The 20,194-nt window shown below is 65.0% G+C and carries 26 protein-coding genes; 25 read left to right on the top strand and 1 reads right to left on the bottom strand.

All coding sequences use genetic code 11. The features are described from left to right. Positions 1–2: 2 nt before the first annotated feature. The 25 genes from rpmC to RRU_RS13720 all read left to right on the top strand — a co-directional run bounded on the left by rpmC (position 3) and on the right by RRU_RS13720 (position 19,565). Positions 3–209, top strand: coding sequence for a 50S ribosomal protein L29 (gene rpmC, locus RRU_RS13840; protein WP_011390430.1), 207 nt, complete (start codon positions 3–5; stop codon positions 207–209). Between the two features lie 22 nt (positions 210–231). Next, entirely contained in the window at positions 232–471 is a 240-nt protein-coding gene (gene rpsQ / locus RRU_RS13835; protein ID WP_011390429.1) for a 30S ribosomal protein S17, read from the top strand. Between the two features lie 65 nt (positions 472–536). Then, positions 537–905: a 50S ribosomal protein L14 gene (gene rplN / locus RRU_RS13830; protein ID WP_011390428.1), complete on the top strand. Its 369-nt coding sequence runs from the start codon at positions 537–539 to the stop codon at positions 903–905. Beyond that, positions 905–1,225 (top strand): 50S ribosomal protein L24, encoded by a 321-nt coding sequence (rplX, locus tag RRU_RS13825; RefSeq protein ID WP_011390427.1) that lies wholly within the window; start codon positions 905–907, stop codon positions 1,223–1,225. The genes rplN and rplX overlap by 1 nt, the downstream gene beginning before the upstream one ends. Positions 1,226–1,233: 8 nt before the next feature. Next, the gene (gene rplE / locus RRU_RS13820; protein WP_011390426.1) at positions 1,234–1,773 is read left to right on the top strand and encodes a 50S ribosomal protein L5; all 540 of its coding nucleotides are present in this window, start codon (positions 1,234–1,236) and stop codon (positions 1,771–1,773) included. 17 nt (positions 1,774–1,790) lie between these two features. Beyond that, positions 1,791–2,096 (top strand): 30S ribosomal protein S14, encoded by a 306-nt coding sequence (gene rpsN / locus RRU_RS13815; protein ID WP_011390425.1) that lies wholly within the window; start codon positions 1,791–1,793, stop codon positions 2,094–2,096. A gap of 16 nt (positions 2,097–2,112) precedes the next feature. After that, entirely contained in the window at positions 2,113–2,511 is a 399-nt protein-coding gene (gene rpsH, locus RRU_RS13810; protein ID WP_011390424.1) for a 30S ribosomal protein S8, read from the top strand. A gap of 16 nt (positions 2,512–2,527) precedes the next feature. Continuing rightward, on the top strand, positions 2,528–3,061 hold the full coding sequence (rplF, locus tag RRU_RS13805) for a 50S ribosomal protein L6 (RefSeq protein WP_011390423.1): 534 nt from the start codon (positions 2,528–2,530) through the stop codon (positions 3,059–3,061). Positions 3,062–3,070: 9 nt separating this feature from the next. Then, positions 3,071–3,433, top strand: a complete 363-nt coding sequence (gene rplR, locus RRU_RS13800) for a 50S ribosomal protein L18 (protein WP_011390422.1) — start codon at positions 3,071–3,073, stop codon at positions 3,431–3,433. Between the two features lie 10 nt (positions 3,434–3,443). Then, a complete protein-coding gene (gene rpsE, locus RRU_RS13795) occupies positions 3,444–4,043 on the top strand; it encodes a 30S ribosomal protein S5 (RefSeq protein ID WP_011390421.1) in 600 nt (199 codons plus the stop codon). Positions 4,044–4,054: 11 nt separating this feature from the next. After that, positions 4,055–4,246 carry a 50S ribosomal protein L30 gene (rpmD, locus tag RRU_RS13790; RefSeq protein WP_011390420.1) on the top strand — a complete coding sequence of 64 codons (192 nt, stop codon included), beginning with the start codon at positions 4,055–4,057 and terminating at the stop codon, positions 4,244–4,246. 17 nt (positions 4,247–4,263) lie between these two features. After that, on the top strand, positions 4,264–4,752 hold the full coding sequence (gene rplO, locus RRU_RS13785) for a 50S ribosomal protein L15 (protein ID WP_011390419.1): 489 nt from the start codon (positions 4,264–4,266) through the stop codon (positions 4,750–4,752). Between the two features lie 217 nt (positions 4,753–4,969). Further along, a complete protein-coding gene (gene secY, locus RRU_RS13780) occupies positions 4,970–6,313 on the top strand; it encodes a preprotein translocase subunit SecY (RefSeq protein WP_011390418.1) in 1,344 nt (447 codons plus the stop codon). Then, positions 6,310–6,897 (top strand): adenylate kinase, encoded by a 588-nt coding sequence (locus RRU_RS13775; RefSeq protein WP_011390417.1) that lies wholly within the window; start codon positions 6,310–6,312, stop codon positions 6,895–6,897. Before secY ends, RRU_RS13775 begins: the two co-directional genes overlap by 4 nt. 147 nt (positions 6,898–7,044) lie before the next feature. Continuing rightward, positions 7,045–7,413, top strand: coding sequence for a 30S ribosomal protein S13 (rpsM, locus tag RRU_RS13770; protein WP_011390416.1), 369 nt, complete (start codon positions 7,045–7,047; stop codon positions 7,411–7,413). A 93-nt stretch (positions 7,414–7,506) separates the two neighbouring features. Then, entirely contained in the window at positions 7,507–7,896 is a 390-nt protein-coding gene (gene rpsK / locus RRU_RS13765; RefSeq protein WP_011390415.1) for a 30S ribosomal protein S11, read from the top strand. Positions 7,897–8,058: 162 nt separating this feature from the next. Continuing rightward, entirely contained in the window at positions 8,059–9,075 is a 1,017-nt protein-coding gene (locus RRU_RS13760) for a DNA-directed RNA polymerase subunit alpha (RefSeq protein ID WP_014626433.1), read from the top strand. A 167-nt stretch (positions 9,076–9,242) separates the two neighbouring features. Further along, complete coding sequence (gene rplQ, locus RRU_RS13755) at positions 9,243–9,665, top strand: 50S ribosomal protein L17 (protein WP_011390413.1); 423 nt, start codon at positions 9,243–9,245, stop codon at positions 9,663–9,665. Between the two features lie 142 nt (positions 9,666–9,807). Continuing rightward, positions 9,808–11,283, top strand: a complete 1,476-nt coding sequence (locus RRU_RS13750; RefSeq protein ID WP_011390412.1) for a Do family serine endopeptidase — start codon at positions 9,808–9,810, stop codon at positions 11,281–11,283. A gap of 98 nt (positions 11,284–11,381) precedes the next feature. Beyond that, on the top strand, positions 11,382–13,316 hold the full coding sequence (locus tag RRU_RS13745) for a GGDEF domain-containing protein (protein ID WP_011390411.1): 1,935 nt from the start codon (positions 11,382–11,384) through the stop codon (positions 13,314–13,316). A 62-nt stretch (positions 13,317–13,378) separates the two neighbouring features. Continuing rightward, positions 13,379–14,698: a replication-associated recombination protein A gene (locus RRU_RS13740; RefSeq protein WP_011390410.1), complete on the top strand. Its 1,320-nt coding sequence runs from the start codon at positions 13,379–13,381 to the stop codon at positions 14,696–14,698. A gap of 62 nt (positions 14,699–14,760) precedes the next feature. Beyond that, a complete protein-coding gene (locus RRU_RS13735) occupies positions 14,761–15,753 on the top strand; it encodes an RluA family pseudouridine synthase (protein WP_011390409.1) in 993 nt (330 codons plus the stop codon). Between the two features lie 3 nt (positions 15,754–15,756). Next, positions 15,757–16,467: an HAD family hydrolase gene (locus RRU_RS13730; protein ID WP_011390408.1), complete on the top strand. Its 711-nt coding sequence runs from the start codon at positions 15,757–15,759 to the stop codon at positions 16,465–16,467. Positions 16,468–16,480: 13 nt separating this feature from the next. After that, positions 16,481–18,694: an AsmA family protein gene (locus RRU_RS13725; protein WP_011390407.1), complete on the top strand. Its 2,214-nt coding sequence runs from the start codon at positions 16,481–16,483 to the stop codon at positions 18,692–18,694. A gap of 97 nt (positions 18,695–18,791) precedes the next feature. Next, positions 18,792–19,565, top strand: a complete 774-nt coding sequence (locus RRU_RS13720) for an ATP12 family chaperone protein (RefSeq protein WP_011390406.1) — start codon at positions 18,792–18,794, stop codon at positions 19,563–19,565. 24 nt (positions 19,566–19,589) lie between these two features. Here RRU_RS13720 and RRU_RS13715 read toward each other — a convergent pair whose 3' ends face one another. Then, on the bottom strand, positions 19,590–20,162 hold the full coding sequence (locus RRU_RS13715) for a septation protein A (RefSeq protein ID WP_011390405.1): 573 nt from the start codon (positions 20,160–20,162) through the stop codon (positions 19,590–19,592). Between the last annotated feature and the right edge of the window lie 32 nt (positions 20,163–20,194).

Raw genomic sequence — 20,194 nt, 5'->3', positions numbered from 1 at the left:
ATATGTCGGCCGCAGAGGATACCCGGTCCAAGACCGACGATCAGCTCAAGGACTCGCTTCTCGAGCTGAAGAAGGAGCAGTTCAACCTGCGCTTCCAGGCCGCGAGCGGGCAGCTCGAAAACACCGCCCGCGTCCGCACGGTGCGTCGCGAAATCGCCCGCATCAAATCCGTCCGGGGCGAGCGCAACCGCGCTCCCCAGGCGAAATAAGGCGCGGGAAGGGAGCTGGAATATGCCTAAGCGCATTATGCAGGGTGTTGTCGTTAGCGATAAGATGGACAAGACCATCGTTGTTCAGGTAGAACGTCGCTTCAAGCACGCCGTCTACAAAAAGTTCATCAAGCGCACCAAGAAATTTGCGGCGCATGACGAGCTGAACCAGTTCAAGATCGGCGACCTGGTGCGCATTCGTGAATGCGCCCCGATCTCCCGTCGCAAGACCTGGGAAGTCGTTCTGGATAACGCGGAATAGGACCGGAGGAACCCGTTGCATCGGGGTTCACTGGTAACCATCCGTGAATAAAAGGATATAAAACAATGATTCAGATGCAAACTAGGCTCGATGTCGCCGATAATTCGGGCGCCCGTCAGGTGCAGTGCATCAAGGTCCTTGGTGGCTCGAAGCGAATGATCGCCGGGGTTGGCGATATCATCGTCGTTTCGGTCAAGGAAGCGATTCCCCGTGGCCGCGTGAAGAAGGGTGACGTCCATCGCGCCGTCATCGTTCGCACCGCCAAGGAAATCCGTCGCCCCGATGGCACGTCGATCCGGTTTGACCGCAATGCCGCCGTTCTGCTCAACAAGCAGAACGAGCCGATCGGAACCCGCATCTTCGGACCGGTGGTGCGCGAACTGCGCGCCCGCAAGTTCATGAAGATCATCTCGCTGGCTCCGGAGGTGCTGTGATGTCTGCCGCCAAGATCAAAAAGGGCGACAAGGTGGTCGTCCTCGCCGGCAAGGACAAGGGCAAGCGCGGCGAAGTGCTCAAGGCGATTCCCAAGGAAGGCCGTGTGGTCGTTCAGGGCGTGAATGTGGTCAAGCGCCACACCCGCCCGACCAACACCGCCGCCGGCGGCATCGTCGAGAAGGAAGCGTCCATCCACGTCTCCAACGTCGCCCACGAGGATCCGAAGGATGGGTCGCCGACCCGCGTCGGGTTCAAGGTCCTGGAAGACGGTCGCAAGGTCCGCTACGCGAAGCGGTCCGGCGACGTCATCGACGGTTGAGGTTGGACATGGCACGTTTGCAAGAGCACTACCAGACGGTCGTCAAGAAGGCGCTGTTGGAGAAGTTCCAGTACGGCAACGTTATGGAAATTCCGCGCCTCGAGAAGATCGTCATCAACATGGGTGTTGGTGAAGCCTCCCAGGATCGCAAGTTGATCGAAGGGGCCTTGACCGACATGACGGCGATTTCCGGCCAGAAGCCGATCATCACCCGCGCCAAGAAGTCCATTGCGGCCTTCAAGCTTCGCGAGCAGATGATCGTTGGCTGTAAGGTTACGCTGCGCCGTGATCGGATGTTCGAGTTCCTCGACCGTCTGGTCACCATCGCCCTGCCGCGCGTTCGCGACTTCCGCGGAGTTTCCGCGAAGAGCTTCGACGGCCGGGGCAACTACAATATGGGGCTGAAAGAGCAGATCGTCTTCCCTGAGATCGACTACGACCGTGTCGATAAGGTCCGGGGTATGGATATCACGATCTGCACCAGCGCGAAGTCCGACGAGGAAGCCAAGGCGCTTCTCGAAGGCTTCGCCATGCCCTTCATGAAGTAAGCGCGGGGGACCTCGGAATGGCAAAGATTTCCGCTGTCGAACGGAATAAGAAGCGTGAGCGCTTGACCAAGCGTGACGCCGGCAAGCGCGCCGAATTGAAGGCGCTGATCAAGGACCGCGCCCTGGAGCCCGAGGATCGCTTTCAGGCGGTTCTCAAGCTGGCCCAGTTGCCGCGCAACGGGTCGAAGACCCGCGTTCACAATCGCTGCGAACTGACGGGGCGCCCGCACAGCGTCTATCGTAAGTTCAAGCTCGGCCGCATCATGCTGCGCGATCTCGCCTCTCAGGGCCAGATCCCCGGCATGGTAAAGTCCAGCTGGTAAGGGAAGGACACGACCAATGGCTTTGTCTGATCCCATCGGCGATATGCTGACCCGTATCCGGAATGGCCAGCGCGCTCGCAAGTCGAGCGTCATGGCTCCGGCTTCGACGATGCGCGCCAACGTTCTGGACGTTCTGATCCGCGAAGGCTACATCCGCGGCTACGAGAAGGTTGATGTCCGCAAGGGCATCGCCGAGCTGCGCGTCGAGCTGAAGTACCACGAGGGCGAGCCGGTGATCCGCGAGATCGCCCGCGTGTCCACGCCGGGCCGCCGCGTCTACTCGAAGATCAAGGATCTGCCCAAGGTTTATAACGGCCTTGGCATTTCCATCCTGTCCACGCCGCGCGGCGTGATGTCCGACCACGAGGCCCGTCAGGCCAATGTGGGCGGCGAAGTCCTTTGCCGCGTGTTCTAAGGAAGGGATGGATCCGATGTCACGTGTAGGTAAATATCCCGTCACCGTCCCCGCGGGCGTGACCATCACCGTCAAAGACAATGTCGTGACGGCGAAGGGCAAGCTGGGCGAGATGACTTATACCGCCGCTGGCGAGGTGGAGACCCGGCTCGAGGACAACCTCATCTGGGTCAAGCCGCTGAGCGAAACCAAACACGCTCGTCAGCAGTGGGGAACCACCCGCGCCCGCATCAACAATCTGGTGCGTGGCGTCAGCGAAGGCTTCTCGCGCAAGCTGGAACTGGTTGGCGTCGGCTACAAGGCCGCCGCCCAGGGCAAAGTGCTGAAGCTGTCGTTGGGGTTCTCCCATGACGTGGACTTTCCGATCCCCGAGGATCTGAAGATCACCACGCCGGCTCCCAACCAGATTGAGATTTCGGGCGTCGACAAACAGCGCGTCGGCCAGATCGCCTCGGAGATTCGTAGCTACCGCTCCCCCGAGCCCTACAAGGGCAAGGGCGTGAAGTACGCCGGCGAGCAAATTCTCCGCAAGGAAGGCAAGAAGAAGTAGGAGCCGACGATGAAGTCCTCGAGTGAACTTTTCGAGCGGCGCCGCTCGCGGAACCGCTATCAGATTCGTCTGAAGAGTGCGGGCCGTCTGCGCTTGTCGGTTTTCCGCTCGAACAAGCATATGTACGCCCAGATCATCGACGACGCCGAGGGGCGCACCTTGGTGAGTGCCTCGACCGTCGATAAGGAGTTGCGCGGAAACCTGACGAAGGGTGGCGACAAAGCCGCGGCCGCGGAAGTGGGTAAGCTTCTGGCCGAACGCGCCAAGGCTGCCGGGTACACCGAAGTGGTCTTCGACCGCGGCGGCTATAAGTACCACGGCCGCGTTCAGGCTCTCGCGGATGCCGCCCGCGAGGCGGGTCTTTCGTTCTAGGGGATAAGGCATGGCACGTACACCCAACACGGATCGTCGCCAGCGCGGCGGCGACGACCAGCGCAACCGGTCTCCCCGGAGCGATGAGCGCGACGAGGAGTTCCTCGACAAGCTCGTTCACATCAATCGCGTCGCCAAGGTGGTCAAGGGCGGTCGGCGTTTCGCCTTCGCCGCCCTGGTTGTCGTCGGTGACGGCAAGGGCCGCGTCGGCTTCGGGACCGGTAAGGCCCGCGAAGTTCCCGAGGCGATCCGCAAGGCGACCGACCAGGCCAAGCGCACCATGATTAAGGTGCCGCTGCGCGAGGGTCGGACGCTTCACCACGACACCAACGGCCATTTCGGCGCCGGCTGGGTGACCCTGCGTTCGGCTCCGGCCGGTACGGGCATCATCTCGGGCGGTCCGATGCGCGCGGTCTTCGAGACCATGGGCGTCCAGGACGTGGTTGGCAAATGCACGGGAACCACCAACCCGTACAACATGATCAAGGCGACCTTCGATGCCCTGGTCAACAGCCAGGCTCCCCGTCAGGTCGCGGCGCGCCGCGGCAAGAAGGTGGGCGACATCGTGGCTCGCCGTGATGGCGCGGCCGCCGCTGGCGCCACCGAGTAGGAGTGAGCGAGATGGCTGAGACGAGCAAGACCGTCGTGGTCACCCAGATCGGCAGCCCGATCGGACGTCGGTCCGATCAGCGCGCCACCCTGATCGGGTTGGGCCTGAACAAGATGAACCGGACGCGCGAGCTGGAGGATACCCCGGCGGTGCGCGGGATGATCGACAAGATCGCCCACCTGGTTCGCGTCGAAGACGTTTGAGGTAGGGCTTCAAAGCTATGAAACTGAACGAGCTTCGCGACAACCCGGGTGCGACGAAAAACCGCATCCGCGTTGGCCGCGGCATCGGGTCGGGCAAGGGCAAGACCGCCGGCCGCGGCGTCAAGGGTCAGAAGTCGCGTGAAGGCGTGTCGATCAATGGCTTCGAAGGCGGGCAGATGCCCATCTATCGTCGCCTGCCTAAGCGTGGGTTCAACAACCCCACCCGCAAGAGCTTCGCGGTGGTCAATCTGGATCGTATCCAGAAGGCCATCGACGCCAAGAAGCTTGACGCGACGGCCGTGATCACCGAAAAGGCCTTGATCGAGGCCGGTTTGGTCCGTCGTTCCCAGGATGGCGTTCGCCTTCTTGGCAAGGGCGAGCTGAGCGTCAAGGTGGCGATCGAAGTGGCTGGCGCCTCCGCCACCGCCCGCGAGGGCGTGGAGAAGGCCGGCGGCACGCTGACCGTCACCGGCGCCGCGGCGGAAGCCGCTCCGGCCGCCGTCTAAAAGATTTCCGGCCTGGGGGAGGGGGCGTCGCGCCGTCTCCCCCGGGCCATTCTTCCGCTTCGAGGCGTTTTCAGGGAGGGTCGGCCGCCGACCCTGCCTGAAAACCGCTTCAGATTTTCATTGGGATGAACGGCTGTCCGTCGCCATGGTTTGGCCGTCGCCTTCGATTGGCGTCGTGAACGGGTTGAAGCCGCTCTGGCCGACGGGAGCATGACGGATGGCGTCCGCCGCCGAACAACTCGCCTCTAATATGAACTTTGGCGTTTTCGCCAAGGCCACCGAGCTGAAGAAGCGCATCTGGTTTACGCTGGCGGCGCTGGTCGTTTATCGGGTGGGCACCTATATCCCGCTGCCCGGCATCGACCCCCAGGCGATGGCCGATGTCTTTTCGCGTAATGGCGGGGGCATCCTTGGCATGTTCGACATGTTCGCCGGTGGCGCGCTGTCGCGTATGACCATCTTCGCGCTCAACATCATGCCCTACATCTCGGCCTCGATCATCATGCAGCTGATGACCTCCATCAGCCCGCAGCTCGAAGCCCTGAAGAAAGAGGGCGAGTCGGGCCGCAAGCGCATCAACCAGTACACCCGCTATCTGACGGTGCTGATCACCGCCCTGCAGGCCTATGGCATCGCCGTTGGCCTGGAGAGCATGACCAGCTCGAGCGGGGCGGCCGTCCACGATGCCGGCATGTTCTTCCGCTTCACCACCGTCGTCACCCTGATGGGCGGCACGCTGTTCCTGATGTGGCTGGGCGAGCAGATCACCGCGCGCGGCGTCGGCAATGGCATTTCGCTGATCATTTTCACCGGCATCGTCGCCCAATTGCCCCATGCCTTGGTCGGCATGCTGGAATTGGGCCGTACCGGGGCGCTGTCGCCCGCCGTGATCCTGGGTATCCTGGTTCTGGCCGTCGGCGTCATCGCCTTCATCGTTTTCATGGAGCGCGCCCAGCGGCGGATTCTGATCCAGTATCCCAAGCGCCAGCAGGGCAATAAGATGTATGGCGGCGAAAGCAGCCATATGCCGCTCAAGATCAATACCCCGGGCGTCATCCCGCCGATCTTCGCCAGCTCCATTCTGCTGCTGCCGATGACCGCCGCCCAGTTCTCGGCCGGTCAGGGCCCCGAGTGGCTGACGACGATCACCACTCTGCTTGGTCACGGCCAGCCGCTTTACATGGCGCTCTATGCCGCTTTGATCGCCTTCTTCGCCTTCTTCTATACCGCTGTCGTCTTCAATCCCGAGGATACGGCGGAGAATCTGAAGAAGTACGGCGGGTTCATTCCCGGTATCCGGCCCGGCCGCAATACCTCGGAATACCTCGACTATGTGCTGACCCGCTTGACGGCGGTCGGGGCGATCTACCTGATCTTCATTTCGATCCTGCCTGAATTTCTGATCTCGAAAGTCGGCGTGCCCTTCTACTTCGGTGGCACCAGTCTGCTGATCGTGGTCACGGTGACGATGGACACGGTCGCGCAGATTCAGTCTCACCTGTTGGCCCATCAGTACGAGGGCCTTATCAAGAAGTCGAAGTTGCGGGGGAAACGCGGATGACGGGCAAGCGCGTCATTTTCATGGGACCGCCGGGGGGCGGCAAAGGCACCCAGGCTCAGCGCCTTGAGAAGAAGTACCAGTTGAAGCAGCTTTCCACCGGCGACATGTTGCGCGCCGCCGTGGCCGCCGGCACCGATCTTGGCCGTCAGGCCAAGGCGATCATCGATGCGGGCAAGCTGGTTTCCGACGATATCATGGTCGGCATGATCGCCGAGCGAATCGACGAGACGGATTGCGCGAACGGTTTCGTTCTTGACGGATTCCCGCGCACCGTTCCCCAGGCCGAAGCCCTTGACGTCATGCTTGCCGACAAGGGTCTGAAACTCGACGCGGTGATCGAATTGCGGGTGGATGATTCCATCTTGTTCGATCGCATCCGCAAACGGGCGGCCGAGGCCGACGCGGGTAGCGTTCGCGCCGATGACAACGAAGACACCCTGCGCAAGCGCCTTGATATCTATCACGGCATGACGGCGCCCATCCTGCCTTACTACGGGCAGAAGGGCCTGCTTCACGTGGTCGACGGCACCTTGCCGGTTGACGCCGTGACCAGGGAACTTGAGGGAATTCTTGGCGACTGCTAAGGGGGCTTACCGAGGTTGACTCAGGCGGGATTGTCCCTATAATCCCGCGCCTCGGTTTCCCTTACGGGCCAAGGCTGCGCGAGACCGCGTTTCGCGTTTTTTTTTAGTGTTCGAGACGACTTGAAACAGAGTTAGGGAGTACGGGCCTTGGCGCGTATAGCTGGCGTAAACATCCCGTCGAATAAGCGGGTATGCATCGCTCTGACCTATATCTACGGCATTGGCCGGACGAAGGCGGGCGAAATCTGTGAGCGGACCGGCATTGCCGAAAACCGCCGGGTGAATGATCTTTCCGACGACGAAGTCGTTCGGATCCGTGAAATCATCGACTCCGAATACAAGGTGGAGGGTGACCTCCGCCGTGAGGTGGCGATGAACATCAAGCGGATTATGGACCTGGGCTGCTACCGCGGCCTGCGTCACCGCAAGGGCCTGCCGGTTCGCGGTCAGCGCACGCATACCAATGCGCGCACCCGCAAGGGCCCGGCCAAGCCGATCGCCGGCAAGAAGAAGTAAGTCGACCCCGCCCGGGGTCGAGACCACCTCGCGGACGAACCGGATCGCTGATCCGCCCAGCCGCCGACGAACCAGACGGGACCAAGGACCGCAATGGCCAAGCCAGCTCAGAAGTTGCGCAGGCGCGAGCGCAAGAATATCACCTCGGGCATCGCCCATGTGAGCGCTTCGTTCAATAATACCAAGATCACCATCACCGACGTTCAGGGCAACGCGATTGCCTGGTCGTCCGCCGGTGCTCAGGGCTTCAAGGGATCGCGCAAGTCGACCCCTTACGCAGCCCAGGTCGCTGCCGAGGACGCGGGCCGCAAGGCCCAGGAACACGGCATGAAGACCCTGGAAGTCATGGTGAAGGGTCCCGGGTCGGGCCGTGAATCGGCGCTTCGCGCTTTGCAGTCGGTGGGCTTCCAGGTGACGTCGATCAAAGACGTGACCCCGATCCCCCACAACGGCTGCCGCCCTCGCAAGCGCCGTCGCGTCTGACGATGCGCCGGTGGCGGGCGCTCTTTCGCGCGCCCGATCGCTCCACACCCGTTTCCGGGCCGCCGGAACCCCACCGAAGGGGTTCGGCGGTTCGTCCCTTGAGATCAGGGGCGGGCTTTCGGAAACAACCGCCGACCCCGATGCCAGGAAGCCGCGATGTCCGTGATCCAAAAGAATTGGCAGGAACTGATTAAGCCGAACAAGCTCATGATCGAGTTGGTCGGCGGATCCAAAAAAGTCGCCACGGTCGTGGCCGAGCCGCTGGAGCGTGGATTCGGTTTGACCCTTGGCAACGCCCTGCGTCGCGTGTTGCTGTCGTCCCTTCAGGGCGCGGCGGTGACCGCCATCCAGATCGAGGGCGTTCTGCACGAGTTCTCGTCGATCCCCGGCGTCCGCGAGGATGTCACCGACGTGATCCTCAACATCAAGGGCTTGGCGCTCCTGATGCATTCCGAGGGTCCGCGCCGGATGACGCTGAAGGCGAGCGGCCCCGGTGAGGTGACCGCCGCTCAGATCGAGATGGGGTCCGATATCGAGATCATGAATCCCGATCTGGTGATCTGCCACCTCGACGAAGGCGCGACCTTGTCGATGGAGTTCACCGTCGGCATGGGCAAGGGCTATGTTCCCTCGACCCAGAACCGTCCCGAGGACGCCCCGATCGGCTATATTCCGATCGACAGCATCTTCTCGCCGGTGACCAAGGTCTCCTATCGCGTCGAGAACAGCCGTGTCGGTCAGGTCACCGACTATGACAAGCTGTCGATGGTGGTCGAGACCGATGGTTCGGTCGGTCCCGAGGACGCGGTGGCTTTGGCCGCGCGCATTCTCCAGGACCAGCTTCAGCTGTTCATCAACTTCGAGGAGCCCCAGGCGGTTTCTGAGGAGAAGAAGGACGACGAGCTGCCGTTCAACAAGAACCTGCTGCGCAAGGTCGACGAACTGGAGCTTTCGGTCCGTTCGGCGAACTGCCTGAAGAACGACAACATCATCTATATCGGCGATCTGGTTCAGAAGACCGAGGCCGAGATGCTGCGGACGCCGAATTTCGGCCGCAAGTCGCTCAACGAGATCAAGGAAGTGCTGGCCCAGATGGGGCTGCACCTGGGCATGGAAATTTCCAACTGGCCGCCCGAGAATATCGAGGATCTGGCCAAGAAGCTGGAAGAGCCCTACTGATCAGCTGATCCAAGCCGGGTCCCTGGAGATCGCCAGGGATCGGCCTGAAAGCGACCCGCGATAGGGCGGGTCGTCGTTCGAATGCTTGACCGGAACCCTTTCCGGGAGGTTCGAACGCCCACAATCGGTTTCGCGCGCGAAACCAGGCGAAAAGAAGGAGCACGTCCATGCGTCATGGAATGTCGGGCCGCAAGCTTAACCGCACCAGCAGCCACCGTAAGGCGATGTTTGCCAATATGGCCGCTTCCCTGCTCAAGCACGAGCAGATCAAGACGACCCTGCCCAAGGCCAAGGATCTTCGTCCGATCGCCGAAAAGCTGATCACCCTGGGCAAGGGCGGCACCCTGCATGATCGCCGTCAGGCCCATGCCATCTTGCGTGATGACGCCGTGGTGGCCAAGCTGTTCGCCGTTCTCGGCCCGCGTTACAAGGACCGTCAGGGTGGCTACAGCCGCATCCTCAAGGCCGGCTTCCGCTATGGCGACGCCGCGCCGATGGCGGTGATCGAGCTGGTTGATCGCGATCCGGCGGCCAAGGGCCTCGATTCCGGTCCGACCGCCGAAGCCAACGACGACGACAGCGAAGAATAGGGCGCGGTTCTTTCCGTCGCCAACGACACGAGGGGCGCCCTTCCGCGAGGAGAGGCGCCCCTTTCCTTTGGGCGAGGTGGTTTTATTTTCAGAGAGACCGGCGATGCCCGGGCATCGGGGCCGGTTGGCGGAGGAGGGCGACATGATCAAAGCGGGGGAGGACCGGATGGACCAATCGGGGCGGTGGGCCAGGGGCGTTCTGGCCGGGGCGAGCGTCGCGGTCTTGCTGGCGTTCGGGGGACCGGCGGCGGGGGCGGCCGAACAGGTGCCAGGGGCCGGGACGGCCGAACAGGTGCCGATGGCGGCGGCCGAGATCAAGCTGACCTTCGCGCCGGTGGTCCGCGCCGTCGCTCCGGCGGTGGTCAATATCTTCAGCCAGCGCGTCATCACCGAGTCGCAAGTTCCGCCGATGTTCGCCGACCCGCTGTTCCGCCGCTTCCTCGAGGAGCGCGGCATGCTGGGCAAGCCGCGCGAGCGGGTTCAGCGGTCCTTGGGCTCGGGGGTGATCTTGCGCTCCGAGGGCGTGGTGGTGACCAATGCCCATGTGGTCAATGGCGCGAGCGAAATCACCGTGGCCCTCAACGATCGCCGGGAATTCCCCGCCGAACTGGTCGGGCTTGATCCGCGGGCCGATCTGGCGGTGCTGCGGATCAAATCCGATACGCCGCTGCCGTCGCTGGCCCTGGCCGACGGCGAGCCGCCCGAGGTTGGCGATCTGGTTTTGGCCATCGGCAATCCCTTTGGCGTCGGTCAAACGGTCACCAGCGGCATCGTTTCGGCCCAGGCGCGGACCACGGCGGGAATTTCCGATTACCGCTTCTTCATTCAGACCGACGCGGCGATCAACCCCGGCAATTCCGGCGGCGCCCTGGTCGATCTGAGCGGCCGGCTGGTCGGCATCAACACCGCCATTTATTCGCGCGACGGCGGCAGCGTCGGCATCGGCTTCGCCATTCCGGTCGAAATGGTGCGCTCGGTGGTCGAGGGGATCTTGGAAGACGGCAAGGTCCGCCACCCCTGGCTGGGCGCCGATGGCCAGTCGGTGACGACCGAACTGGCAAGCCACATGGGCTTGGATCGCCCGCTGGGCGTCGCCATCACCGATGTGGCCAAGGGCGGGCCGGCGGCCAAGGCCGGGCTTGCCGAAGGCGATGTCATCCTGGCGCTTGATGGCCGGCCGGTGTTCGAGGGGGAAACCCTGCGCTATCGCATCGCCACCCACCGCCCCGGCGACAAGGTGGTGTTGGGGATCCGCCGCGACGGCAAAGATACCACCCTGGCCGTCACCCTGGAGGCGCCGCCGGAGGATCCGCCGCGCGATACCACCTTGCTCAAAGGCTCCCATCCGTTCGACGGGGCGGAGGTTTCCAATATGAATCCGGCCCTGGCCGAAGAACTGGGGTTGGAGAAGGCCTCCCGGGGGGTGACGGTCACCGGCCTGGGCGATGGCGTCGCCGCGCGGATCGGCATCCGCCCCGGGGACCGGGTCATCGAGGTCAACGGCAAGGCCATTGACGCGGTTAGGGACCTGAAGGCGGCGATCAGCAAACCCAGCCGGGTGTGGCAGGTGGTGGTCGATCGCGACGGTCGGGCGGTGCGGCTGGTGCTCGGCGGCTGAGGGCGGCGTCGTCTTTAGGTCTTTGGGCTTCATTCAGGCCTTTCGGATTGACCGTCCCTGGGATAGGGTCGGTCCTTTCGAACAGGGATAGGTCGGTCATGGGGGCGGAGGGCGCTTCGCTCGACGACGCGGACACTCCCTCGATGGCGGCCCAGGCGGCGGCTCGTCTGAGTGTGCTTGGGCTGCTGATCGTTGGGCTGGTCAGTCTCGTCGGCTATTTTTTCGTTTTCGACTGGGACAAGACGCAGGCCCTTGAGCGGCTGAGCGATTTCCTGGTCCAACGCCGTGCCCTGGAAAACACCCTGTTTGACGAGGCCCAGCGCAACGGCGAGCGGTTCCACGCGCTGTTCCTGGACGACTATCACGGCGCTCCGCCCCTTGATGAGGCCGAATTCGGCCGCTATTTCCAGCAAGACGGCACGGACGGCCCCTGGCGAACGCGGCCGGAGTTCTATCACGGCCTGCGCGACCGGGAAGGCGGGCTCATCGCCGGGGTCTCGGGCTTCATCGCCGCCGGTCGCGGAGCGGTGGCGCCCGATCACGCCCGCCGGCTGGTCGTGTCGATGCGCTTGTTGGGGCGTCTTGGCCCGGCGTGGAGCGGGGCTTTCGCCAATTCCACGATTTCGACGCCGGAAAACGGCAGCCTGCTTTATTGGCCGGGGGTGCCCTGGGGGCTGGAGGCCGCCGCCGATTTGCGCCCGGCCGAGGGATCGGTCATCGCCTCGACCTTGGTCGAGCATAATCCGCAGCGGCGCCCGGTCTGGACGGCGCTGTATCACGATCTGACCGCCGATGCCTGGACAGTGACCTATCAGCGTCCGATCGACGAGGACGGACGTCATCTTGTCACCTTCGGCCATGACCTGCTGCTCAACGCCATGCTCAACCGGCTGGCCTCCGACCATCCGCCGGGGGCCAGCAGCTTTTTGCTGGGCGCCGATGGCAGCCTGATCGCCCATGCCGGCAGCGAGGAGCGCATGGCCCATATCGGTACCCAGATCGATCTGGAGACCCTGGGCGATCCGGCGCTGCTTCGGCGCTATCGGCTGCTGGTCGCCGCCGTTGGTCAGAGGGGGGGCGACGGCGTGTGGATGGTCGAGGATCGCGAGGACCACGCCTGGTTGGCGGCCACGGAGCTGTCGGGACCGGGCTGGTGGTACGTGATTTCCTACCCCAAGGAGGTCATCGCCGATCGCGCCCGGCGGGCGGCCAATCAGGTGGTGATCGGCGGGGTGGTCTTGTCGTTCCTGCTGGTCGCCATGGTGCAACTGGTGATGCGGCGGCGGGTGGCGCGGCCGCTGGCCCAATTGGCGCGGGCGGCCGGCGCGGTGGGTACCGGACAGACCGCTCTGGTGGCCAGTGGCGGGCTTGACCTGCCGATCGGCGAGCGCAACGAAATCGGTGTGCTGGCCCGGGCCTTCCGCGAGATGGCGATGCGGGTGCGCGATCACGAGGTTATTCTGGAACGCGAGATCGCCAATCGGACGGGGGCCTTGGAAGAGGCGAACCGCCGTCTGCATTCGTTGAGCGAGACCGATGGTCTGACCGGGCTGTTCAATCGTCGCGCCCTGGATCGCGATCTGGCCGGCCACTGCGCCCTGGCGCGCGGCGGCGGCGGGGCCGTGGCCCTGATCATGGTCGATATCGATTATTTCAAAGCCTATAACGACGCCGAGGGGCATCTGGCCGGCGACGACGCCTTGCGCAAGGTCGCCCAACGCCTGCTTTCCATCCTGCGCCCCGGTGATACCATCTATCGCTATGGCGGCGAGGAGATGGCCGTGCTGATCGGTGGCGCCGGGGCCGACGGCGCCGTCGGTGTCGCCCGGCGCATCGTCGATGAGGTGGCGGCCCTGGCCATTCCCCATCCGGCCAGCCCCTTTGGCGTCATCACGCTGAGCGCCGGTCTGGCGGTGCTTCGCGGTGAGGCCACCCTGCCCAAGACCTTGATCAGTCGCGCCGATGAGCAGCTTTACGCCGCCAAGCGCGGCGGCCGCAATGTCCTGGTCGTCGCCCCGACCGATCCCGCTTGATCTCGGCGGCCGGGCGGGGTTTGCTGCGCCCTTGAGGCAGCCGGGCGGAAGGGTTTAAAGGGATGACCAAGGGATTGTTCGACGAGGCCGCCCCCCGGCCTTTGGCCGACCGCCTGCGTCCCCGCCAGCTTGCCGAGGTGGTCGGACAAGATCATCTGGTCGGGCCGGACGGACCGCTGGGGCGGATGACGGCGGCGCATCGGTTGGCCTCGGTCGTGCTGTGGGGACCGCCGGGCTGTGGCAAGACCACCATCGCCCGCCTGCTCGCCGATAGCACCGATCTTCATTTCGAACCGCTGTCGGCGGTCTTCGCCGGGGTCGCCGATCTGCGCAAGATCTTCACCGCCGCGCGTGAGCGGCGGACGGTGGGGCGCGGCACCTTGCTGTTCATCGACGAGATCCATCGCTTCAACCGCGCCCAGCAGGATGGCTTCCTGCCCTATGTCGAGGACGGTACGGTGGTGCTGGTCGGCGCGACCACCGAGAACCCGTCCTTCGAACTGAACGCCGCCTTGTTGTCGCGCTGTCAGGTGCTGGTGCTGCGTCGGCTGGACGATGCGGCCCTGGAAACCCTGATCGCCCGCGCCGAGGCCGAATGCGGCCGCAGCCTGCCGTTGAGCGCCGAGGGCCGCGAGACCCTGCGCGCCCTGGCCGATGGCGACGGGCGCTATCTGCTTAATCTTGCCGAGGAACTGATCGCCCTGCCGGCCGAGCCGCTGCTTGACGCCGCCGGTCTGGCCCGCGTCGTTCAGCGCCGGGCGCCGCAATACGACAAGGACCGCGAGGGCCATTACAACCTGATCAGCGCCCTGCACAAGGCGCTGCGCGGGTCGGATACCGACGCGGCGCTCTATTGGATGGGGCGGATGCTGGCCGGCGGCGAGGATCCGCTGTATCTGCTGCGCCGGCTGACCCGCTTCGCCGTCGAGGATATCGGTCTGGCCGATCCCGACGCCCTGCGCCACGCCGTGGCGGCCTGGGACACCTATGAACGCCTGGGCTCGCCCGAGGGCGAACTGGCCCTGGCCAATCTGGTGATCTATCTGGGCACGGCGCCCAAATCCAACGCCGCCTATAAGGCCTATGGCGCGGCGATGCGGGCGGCCAAGCAGACCGGATCGCTGATGCCGCCCCTGCATATCCTGAACGCCCCGACCAAGATGATGAAAGAGCTTGGCTATTCCCAAGGATACGCTTACGACCATGACGCCCCGGATGGCTTTAGCGGCCAGAACTATTTTCCAGACGGCATGGCGCGTCAGCGCTTCTACAATCCCCCCGAACGCGGTTTCGAGCGCGAAGTGCGCAAACGTCTGGCGTGGTGGGATAAATTGCGCCGTGAGCGCCGCGCCGCCGAGCCCGGGGACGACGATCAAAGCTAATTCCGCCTGTGGCGGAAGAGCAAAGCTAATCCCGCCTGTGGCGGAAGAGACGGAGAAGCACCATGAGCGTGGAGACGGTCGCCGTCACCCAAGACGAGGACGGAAGCCGGCTGGATCGCTGGTTCAAGCGGCGCTATCCGGCCCTGACCCATGGCCGGTTGGAAAAGCTGTTGCGTACCGGTCAGATCCGGGTGGACGGCAAGCGGGTGAAAAGCGGCGAACGCCTGGAGGCGGGCCAGCAGGTGCGGGTGCCGCCGCTTGGCGACGAGGCGCCGTCGCCGTCATCGTCGGGCCACGCCGTTCCCCGGCCGGCGGCCGAGGGCGAGATCCGCGCCCTGCGCCGGGCGATCTTGCACGAAGACGCCCATCTGATCGTCATCAACAAGGAAGCCGGGCTGGCGGTCCAGGGCGGCACCGGCACCCCCCATCATCTTGATGGCATGCTCGAATCCCTGGCCGATGGCGGCGAAACGCCGCGCCTTGTCCATCGCCTGGACAAGGATACCAGCGGCGTTCTGGTGCTGGCCCGCACCCAGGCCGCCGCCCGCGCCCTGACCTCGGCCTTTCGCTCGCGCGAGGCGCTGAAGGTGTATTGGGCGATCGTCGTCGGTCGGCCGCCGATGCTTCAGGGCACGATCAAGGGCGCCCTGGCCAAGGTCGCCGGCGGGCGCGGCGAGCGCATGGAGATCAACGAGGAAGAGGGCAAGCGCGCCGTAACCGACTTCCGGGTGGTCGATCAGGCGGCCAAGGCCTGCGCCTGGGTCGAACTGCACCCGCGCACCGGTCGCACCCACCAGCTGCGCGTCCACTGCCTGGAAATGGGCACGCCGATCCTGGGCGATGGCAAATACGGCGGCCCCGGGGCTTTCCTGGAAGGCACCGAACTGCCCAAGCGCATGCATCTGCACGCCCGCGCCCTGGCGCTGCCCCATCCGGCGGGGGGCGTTTTGGAAATCATCGCGCCGCCGCCGCCGCATTTCGTCGAGTCGCTGAAGACCCTGGGCTTCGCCCTGTCGGACGCCCCCAATCCGTTTGAAGGCTGGGATGTGGACTAAACAATGACCGCGATTCTTTCCGCGCCGCCGCTGCGGCTGGCGATTTTCGATGTCGACGGGACGCTGGCCGATAGTCAGCACAATATCGTCGGCGCCATGACCGACGCCTTCCGCGCCCATGGGCTGGCCGATCCCGATCCGGCGGCGGTGCGCGCCATCATCGGTTTGTCGCTGGTCGAAGCGGTGGCCCGGGTTCTGCCCGAGGCCCCGCCCGATCAGGTCGCCGTCGTGGCCCAATCCTATAAGCAGGCTTTCGTCACCCGGCGCATGGGACCGGCCTATACCGAGCAGCTTTTCCCCGGGGCGGCCGAGGCCGTGCGCGATTTGGCGGCGCGCGGCGTGGTGCTGGCTTTGGCGACGGGCAAGTCGCGTCGCGGCGTCGATGTGTTTCTAGAACGCCATGGCCTGGAAGGGCTGTTCGACGCCGTGCGCACCGCCGATGACGGGCCGGGCAAGCCTGATCCCTGGATGCTGAACGATATTCTTGCGACGCTGGGCTGTGATGCGGGGTCGACCGCGATGGTCGGCGATACCACATATGATGTGGAAATGGCGGTTCGGGCCGGTATCCACGCGGTGGGCGTGGCCTGGGGCTACCATGCGCAAGCCGATCTCCGGGCGGCGGGGGCGACCCTGATCGTTCAGGAGTTCGGTCAGGTCGCGGCGGCGCTCGACACCTGTTGGGAAGGAGCGACCCTGCCCGCGGCCTCCTGAACAAGGAGTATCCATGGTGAGGGGTGGAACAATCCTGAAGGTCGTGTTCGGCTTGGCCGTCGTGCTTGTCGTGGCGGTGGTGGTGCTGGTCGCGACCTTCGATCTCAATGCCTATAAGGGGCGCCTTGCCGCCGAGCTTGGCCGGTTGACCGGGCGCGAAGTGACCATCGCCGGCGACATCGGGCTGGCGCTCAGCCTGACGCCGACGATCGCCGTCGAAGGCGTGACCCTGGGCAATGCCGCCTGGGCGGGCAGCGAGCCGATGGTCGCCGTCGATCGCCTGGAAGCCAAGATCGCGGTGGTGCCGCTGCTTTCGGGGATCGTTAGCATCGATAGCCTGGAGCTTGACGCGCCGCGCATTCTTCTGGCGACCAATGCGGCGGGCCAGGGCAACTGGGCCCTAACCCCGGCGGCCAAGCCGGCGGCGCAGACGCCGCCCGCCGCGTCCAAATCCGAACCGACGCCCGAACCGACGCCCGATCCGGCCGCGGCCCAATCGACGGCGGCGGCCCCGGTGTCGTTTGATATCCGCTCCGTGACGATCACCGACGCCCTGCTGACCTATAAGGACGGCAAGGCCGGTGGCCCGCCAACGACCCTGACCCTGAAATCCCTGACCCTGCTTTCCGAAGGCGCTGGTCAACCCCTTGATGTCGATCTGCAAGGGGCCTTGGGCGCGCGCCTGCTGGGGCTCTCGGGTAAGCTGGGGGCGATCGATACCATCCTGGCCGGACAGCCGATGGCCGTTGATCTGGCCTTCGAGACCGATGGTCTGAGCGGTACGGTGAAGGGGAGCGTCGCCGAGCCGCTCAAGGGCAAGGGCCTGGATCTGGCGGTGGTGGCCAGGGCGGCCGATCTCAGCGATCTGGCCGGCAATAGCGTGGCCGCGCTGCCCCTTGATCTGTCGACGCGGATCACCCAGGACGGCGCGGCCTATCGCCTGGGCGATCTGGCCCTGCGCCTGGGGGCGAGTTCCGTGAGCGGGGCGCTGCGCATCGATCCGGCGGCCAAGCCGCTGGCGGTGACCGGCGTTCTTGCTGCGCCGTTGCTTGATCTGGCCGAGCTTTTGCCCAAGCGCCCGGCCCTGTCGGGCGGTGGCGGCGGGGCGGGCGCCCCGGGGACTTCTTCGGGGCGGGCCGCCACGGTCATTCCCGATACGCCGATCGATGTGTCGGCCCTGGTCGGGCTGCCGTTGCGCGCCGATGTGCCGATCACCATCGACAAGCTGGTGTTGCCCAATGGCATCGTGCTTGACAAGGTGGCCCTGAGGGCCCGGGTGGCGCCCGGCAAGATCGGTCCGGCCGATTTCTCGACCGCCCTGGGCGGCGGCGTCCTTGCCGGGGTGGTCAGCCTGGATGCGGCGGGGGCGGCGCCCTCCCTGGCCCTGAGCCTGAAAGGCGAGCGCATCGTTCTTGGCGCCCTGGCCCGCGACCTTGGCAAGTCGGATCTGGTGGAAGAGGCGCCCTTGCGGCTGTCGGTCGATTTGGCGGGAAGCGGCGCCTCGCCCCATGCCATCGCCCAAAGGCTGAACGGAACGATCCTGCTTGATGTCGGTCCGGGCAGGATCAACAACGCCCTGGTCGATCTGATCGGCGGCGACGTGCTCAGTCAGGTCAACGGCCTGATCAACCCCTTCGCCGCCAAGCAATCGACCACCGGCCTGCGCTGCGCCGTGTTCAATGTTCCAGTCAAGGCCGGGGTCCTAACCTGGGATCGCCACTTGGCGCTGGAAACCGACCGCATGACGGTGGCGAGCACCGGCAGCGTCGCCCTTGGCCCGGAAACCCTGGATGTCGGGGTGCGTCCCCGTCCCCGGGACGGGGTTGGCTTGGAAACCGGCCTGGGCCGGATCACCCAGCTTTTCCGGGTCAGCGGAACCTTCGCCAAGCCCTATGTCGATGTCGATGTCGCCCAGGCCCTGACCCAGGCGGTGGGGACGGCGGCTTCGTTGGGGGCGGCGGCGGCGACCATGGGCGGATCGGTGGCCCTCGGTCAGATCGCCGGCAGCCTGCTTGGCGTCGAGGAGGACGACCCGGCGCCCTGCCTGACCGCTCTCGGCCAGAAGGCTCCGCCCAAGGCGGCCTCCCAGGCGACGCCCGGCACGCCGGCCGAAGCCCTGCGCGGCGTGCTTGACTCGGTGATCGGCAAGGGGGAGAGCGGGGAGGGCACGACCCAGCCAGCGGAAACCCTGAAGAACACGCTGGACGGATTGTTCAAGAGGCAGTAACCGCCTGCGGGCAAGACCTTATACCCGGCATCCGTCGCCGCCGCGCCACGGATGCCGGCCCTTTTTTATCCTGACCACGATGTCTCGGAGAGTACCGATGGCGACAAGCCCCCCCAAGGCCCCGATGGCCGTTCCCGCCAGGGAGATCGACAAGCCGCTGTCGGCGCAACTGCGCAGAAGGTTCTATACCACCGCGACGGTCGGGGCGGCCGAGGGCGGCTTTACCCTGTTGCTTGATGGCAAGGCGGTCCACACCCCGGGCAAACGCCCGCTGGTGGTGCCGACGAAAGGCTTGGCCGAGGCGATGGCTGGCGAATGGGCGGGGCAGGGAGAGACCATCGAACCCGATTCGATGCCGCTGACCCAACTTGCCAATACGGCGATCGATCGCATGGCCGCCGCCCGGCCGGCGCTTGAGGAGGATCTGCTGCGCTATGGCGGGTCGGATCTGCTGTGTTATCGGGCCGAGCGGCCACGGGAGCTGGTCGAGCGCCAGCACCGGGCCTGGCAGCCCGCCCTCGACTGGCTGGCCGCCCATGCGGGGGCGGATTTGGTGGTGACCAGTGGCCTGATGCCCATCGACCAGCCCGAGACGGCGCTGGAGGCCCTGGGGCGGCTGGTCAGGGCCTATGACGACTGGACGTTGACGGCCGTCCAGGCGGCGACGGCGGCCTGCGGATCGTTGGTGCTGGCCCTGGCCCTGATCGAAGGCCGGATCAGCGCCGAAGAGGCCTTCACCCTGGCGTTCCTTGATGACAGTTATCAAATGGAACAATGGGGCGAGGACGCCGAGGCCGTGGCGCGGCGCGACCATCTGCGCGACGAGATTCTGGCGGTCGGGCGGTTTCTGGTCCTGCTTGATCGCGGGTGAGGCGCGCTTGGCGGCTTTCCCCGGTCAGGCCCGGCCGTCGCCCTCGGGGCCGGCCGGCGGAGCGGGAAGTTGGTGGCGCAGCAGCAAAGGGATCTGGGCGGCGCTGAAGACGATGGTCAAAGGCATCATGCCCCAGACCTTGAAAGCGACCCAGGTATCGGAACTGAAGTTCCGCCAGACCGCTTCATTGATGATCGCCAGAACGACGAAAAAGATCGCCCAGCGCCAGGTCAGCGCCCGCCAGCCGGCTTCGGACATCGCCAGGGCGCTTTCGAGCACCAGCTTGATGAACAGGCGGCCGGTGGCCAGTCCGACGAACAAGATGGCGGCGAACAGCAGATTGACGATGGTCGGCTTGATCTTGATGAACAGATCATCGCCAAGAAACACCGTCAGGCCACCGAAGACGACGACGAACACGCCGCCGACCAGCGGCATCACCGGCACCTTGCGCAGCAACGCCCACGACAGGGCCAGCGAGGCCAGGGTCGCCGCAACGAAGATCGCGGTGGCGGTGATCAGATTCGTCGTCGCATTGGCGACGAAGAAGATGATCAGCGGCCCCGCTTCCAGGGCCAGTTTGGAGAATTGGTTCATGACTTGGGGTTATAGCGGCGGCGCCCGGCGAA

This window comes from Rhodospirillum rubrum ATCC 11170, assembly GCF_000013085.1.
GTDB classification, from domain to species: domain Bacteria; phylum Pseudomonadota; class Alphaproteobacteria; order Rhodospirillales; family Rhodospirillaceae; genus Rhodospirillum; species Rhodospirillum rubrum.
The sequence above is the reverse complement of the archived record's forward strand: the minus strand, read 5'-3'. Positions and strand labels throughout refer to the sequence as shown.